General features: G+C 69.1%; 5 protein-coding genes. 2 read left to right on the forward strand and 3 right to left on the reverse strand.

What is annotated here, in order from left to right:
- The first annotated feature begins 28 nt into the window (after positions 1 to 28).
- A complete protein-coding gene (gene dapD, locus AB4Y86_RS13810) occupies positions 29 to 1,039 on the forward strand; it encodes a 2,3,4,5-tetrahydropyridine-2,6-dicarboxylate N-succinyltransferase (RefSeq protein WP_441402783.1) in 1,011 nt (336 codons plus the stop codon).
- 65 nt (positions 1,040 to 1,104) lie between these two features.
- On the forward strand, positions 1,105 to 1,956 hold the full coding sequence (locus AB4Y86_RS13815) for a hypothetical protein (RefSeq protein WP_441402784.1): 852 nt from the start codon (positions 1,105 to 1,107) through the stop codon (positions 1,954 to 1,956).
- 25 nt (positions 1,957 to 1,981) lie between these two features.
- Here AB4Y86_RS13815 and AB4Y86_RS13820 read toward each other — a convergent pair whose 3' ends face one another.
- The 3 genes from AB4Y86_RS13820 to AB4Y86_RS13830 all read right to left on the reverse strand — a co-directional run.
- A complete protein-coding gene (locus AB4Y86_RS13820) occupies positions 1,982 to 2,593 on the reverse strand; it encodes a hypothetical protein (RefSeq protein WP_441402785.1) in 612 nt (203 codons plus the stop codon).
- 70 nt (positions 2,594 to 2,663) lie between these two features.
- Positions 2,664 to 3,371 (reverse strand): TetR/AcrR family transcriptional regulator, encoded by a 708-nt coding sequence (locus AB4Y86_RS13825; protein WP_441402786.1) that lies wholly within the window; start codon positions 3,369 to 3,371, stop codon positions 2,664 to 2,666.
- 209 nt (positions 3,372 to 3,580) lie between these two features.
- On the reverse strand, positions 3,581 to 3,898 hold a 318-nt coding region (locus AB4Y86_RS13830), incomplete at its 5' end, for a citrate/2-methylcitrate synthase (RefSeq protein ID WP_441402787.1).

The following is a 3,898-nucleotide window of genomic DNA, read 5'->3' on the forward strand; positions in this document are numbered from 1 at the left end:
CGCGGGGGCCGTCTATAGACTTGGGGGCATGACTGAAACCGCTTCTGCTGCTGTGCCCGACGACGCCCGCTCCGCCTACGGCTACGGGGTGGCGACCATCGTCACCCGCAACGGCGATGCCACCGTGCTGGACGTCTGGTTCCCGGCGCCGGCTCTCGGAACCGCGGCGGAAAGCCTGCGCGATGTCGGCAACGCGGACCAGGCACTCCTCGACATCGCCGCCCACGGCGACGACGCCGAACGGGGCACCGAGCAGAAAGTGGTCTTCGTCCAGATCCACCTCGACGAGGCCCCCGCCGACACCGCCGACGCGTACCTGCGCCTGCACCTGCTCTCGCACCGCCTCGTTCGACCGAACACCATCAACCTGGACGGCATCTTCGGCAAGCTCCCCAACGTCGTGTGGACCAACTTCGGCCCCGCCGCCGTCGAGGACTTTGAACTGACCCGCGCGCAACTGCGCAAGCGCGGCGCGGTGACGGTCTACGGCGTGGACAAGTTCCCGCGGATGGTCGACTACGTCATCCCCTCCGGCGTCCGGATCGCCGACGCCGACCGGGTCCGTCTCGGCGCGCACCTCGCCGAAGGCACCACCGTGATGCACGAAGGCTTCGTGAACTTCAACGCCGGCACGCTCGGCGCCTCCATGGTCGAGGGTCGGATCTCCGCCGGCGTGGTGGCCGGCGACGGCTCCGACGTCGGCGGCGGCGCCTCCATCATGGGGACCCTCTCCGGCGGCGGAAAGGAGACCATCTCCCTGGGCGAACGGGTCCTGCTGGGCGCCAACTCCGGGGTGGGCATCAGCATCGGCGACGACTCCGTCGTCGAGGCCGGGCTCTACGTCACGGCCGGCACCCGGGTCCGCGTGGTCGGCCCGAAAGACGCCGACGGCGAGGACACCAGCCGGATCGTCAAGGCGCTGGAACTATCCGGCGTCGCCAACCTCCTCTTCCGCCGCAACTCCACCAGCGGCGAGGTGGAGGTACTCCCCCGCCAGGGGCAGACGGTTGAGCTCAACGAGGCTCTGCACGCCAACTAGGCATGGGCCGGAAACCGACCGACCCAAGGATTGAAGGGCCCCGCGGGGCCCGAGGAAGTAGTTAAGTGGCACGCAGAGGGGGCTGGCGCCGACGCGTTGTGCTGTTGCTCGCCCTGGCCCTGGTGGCGGGCGCGATCTACACGGCCGTGGGATTCCTGCAGCGCTCGGAGACCCTGATCACGGAGCGCTGCACCGCCACGGGCGCCGGTGGCGAAGACCTCGCCACGGACCAGGCCGCGAACGCCGCGCTCATCAGCGCCATCGCGGTCCGGCGCGGCCTGCCCGCACGCGCGGCAAGTATCGCCTTGGCCACGTCCATGCAGGAATCAAAGCTGCGCAACATCGGCCACGGCGACCAGGCCGGCCCCGATTCCCGCGGGCTGTTCCAACAGCGCCCCTCGCAGGGCTGGGGCACCGAGCAGGAAGTGATGGACCCGTACCACGCCACCAACGCCTTCTACAATGCGCTCGTTAAGGTCCCCGGCTTCGAGTCGCTTCCCATCACCGAGGCCGCCCAGCAGGTCCAGCGGTCGGCATATCCGGGCGCGTACGCGCAACACGAGGCGATGGCCCGGGCGTTCGCCTCGGCCTTGACCGGCCACACTGCGCAAGGCCTCGATTGCTCGCTGCGCAAGCCGGACGCGGCCGGCGACGCGAACCTCGTGCAGCAGCGCGTGGTGGCGGACTTCGGCGCCATCCCGGCATCGGCGGCGGGCAGGACGGTAACGGTTTCGGCCGAGGACACCCAAGCCTGGGCTGTGGCGCAGTGGGCGGTGGCCAATGCCAAGGCGCTGTCCATCACCGAAGTCCGGGTGGACGGCCAAGGCTGGACCCGGCTCTCCAACAACGGCTGGCAAGCCGCCGACGCGCCGGCCGGGCAGGTCACCATCACGGTGGCCGCGGACCCGAAGCAGTAGCCGTCCACTTCGGCTCCGGGCCGGCTCAGACCAGCAGTTCGACGACCGGCCGGACGTAACTGCGGAACAGCTCCGGCTCGGACAGCAGCGCGGAGCTCATGATGATCTTGTCCGGCTCCAGGTACCAGGCCCGCGGCTCGGCAAGGGGAAGCTCGATGATGGTCAGCTCGAAGTCATTCGCTGCCCGGCCGACTTCGAGCAGCCGGTCGTCCACCATGTCGGCGAGGAGCTGGGTGGCACCGCCGGCGTCCCGTTCGGCCTCGAGGGCCAGGTACTCGCCACGGCGCTCCCGCGCCCAGCTGAGCGCGGCACCGAAGTGGGCCTGCAGCACGCGGCGGAGAGCCGGCGAATTGCCGAAGGCGCGGAAAACCGGAGGCCCGAGCTCCGGTTCCATGGCCGGGTGCGCTTTCAGGAGCTGGTCCCACCACGCCTCCCACTCGGTCTTCAGGGCGCCCATGCCGCCGACCTCATCGATGAGGTGCGCATGGTCGCAGGGACGGACCTTCGGGGCCGCGTGGCTGAGTGCCGGATGGCCCACGGCCTCCAAGCCGGCCGCGTCGCGGACATACAGTGCAATGAGCATCGGACCTGACGTGTCCATGGTGATCCGCCAGCCGGGTCCGCCCGTATGATGCATCCGATTGCCTCCCTTGGCAAGACGTCCTTTCCCAGTCTATTCCTGAAGCCGGTGCAGGTTAAGGTGCAGGTTAGTGGGTGGCGGGCGCGCCGGTCCGGCTCCCGAGGCCGGCGAGGCTGGCCAGATGGGCCTCGAGCACATCGTGGCACATTTGCGCCGTCATCCATTCGGGCTGCAGCAGCGCGTGCATGGTCAGTCCGTCCAGGGTTGCCAGGAGCCTCTCCGCCTCGGTCACCAGCTGCTGCTGGTCGGACCCGTCCAGTCCGGCGCCGGTCCCGCCCGCGGCGTCGGCTCCTCCCGCGGCAACGGCTCCTCCCGCGGCGCCGCCGGCCAGCTCCATCATCAGCCGGCCGACGACGGCGGCCACGGTACGGTGGCTGCGGTCAGCCTCCGGGACCAGGAACGGCCGGGTCCGGGCCGCGTTCTTGAAGGCCATCCAGACGCAGGCATCGACGGCCCGCTCCTCGTCCAGCGGCAGCAGTTCCCCCAACAGGGTTAACACGCTGCGGCGGTGCTCCGCGGAACCCGGGGCAGCCCCGGCCAGACGCACTTCGGCGGCCTCGAGCCGGCCGGTGATCCGGTCCACCACAACGCCAAAGGAGTGGGTGAGGAGTTCCTCGCTGCTGGCAAAGTAGTGCCGCACGGAACCCACGGCCAGCCCGGCCTCATCCGCGACTTCTCGCAGCGAGGCCCGTTCGAGCCCGTCTGCAGCCACGATCCGGAACACTGCATGGACAACATCTTGGCGCCGCAAAGCAGCGTCGACAAATTTGGGCATTGCTCCTTTTTAGCACGGATGTGTCGCCAACCGTCCGCCCCGCGCCGACCACAGGAGCAACTCCGGCCCCACGCGCCCTTCCGGCCCGCTACCGCCGCAACAAACGACGCCAGCCGCGCACCTCATGCTCAAGGTGCGCGGCCGGCGTCGTGGGTCCAGTCTAAGTCTGGATCCGATCTAGCCTGGGTCCCGATTTGGTCCGGGTCCGATTAGACGGCGGGGTAGTTCCGTTCCGGCTCTCCCGTGTAGAGCTGGCGCGGGCGGCCGATCTTGGTGCTCGGGTCGCTGATCATTTCACGCCACTGGGCGATCCAGCCCGGCAGGCGGCCGATCGCGAACAGCACGGTGAACATCTTCTCCGGGAAGCCCATCGCCTTGTAGATCAGGCCGGTGTAGAAGTCKACGTTSGGGTASAGCTTSCGCTGGATGAAGTAGTCATCCTGCAGGGCCTTTTCTTCCAGGCGGAGCGCGATTTCCAGCAGTTCGTCGTTGCCGCCGAGCTTGCCGAGGATCTCGTGGGCCGTGGC

It is taken from the genome of Arthrobacter sp. 2YAF22_2 (genome assembly GCF_052114645.1).
In the GTDB taxonomy this organism is placed as follows: Bacteria; Actinomycetota; Actinomycetes; order Actinomycetales; family Micrococcaceae; genus Arthrobacter.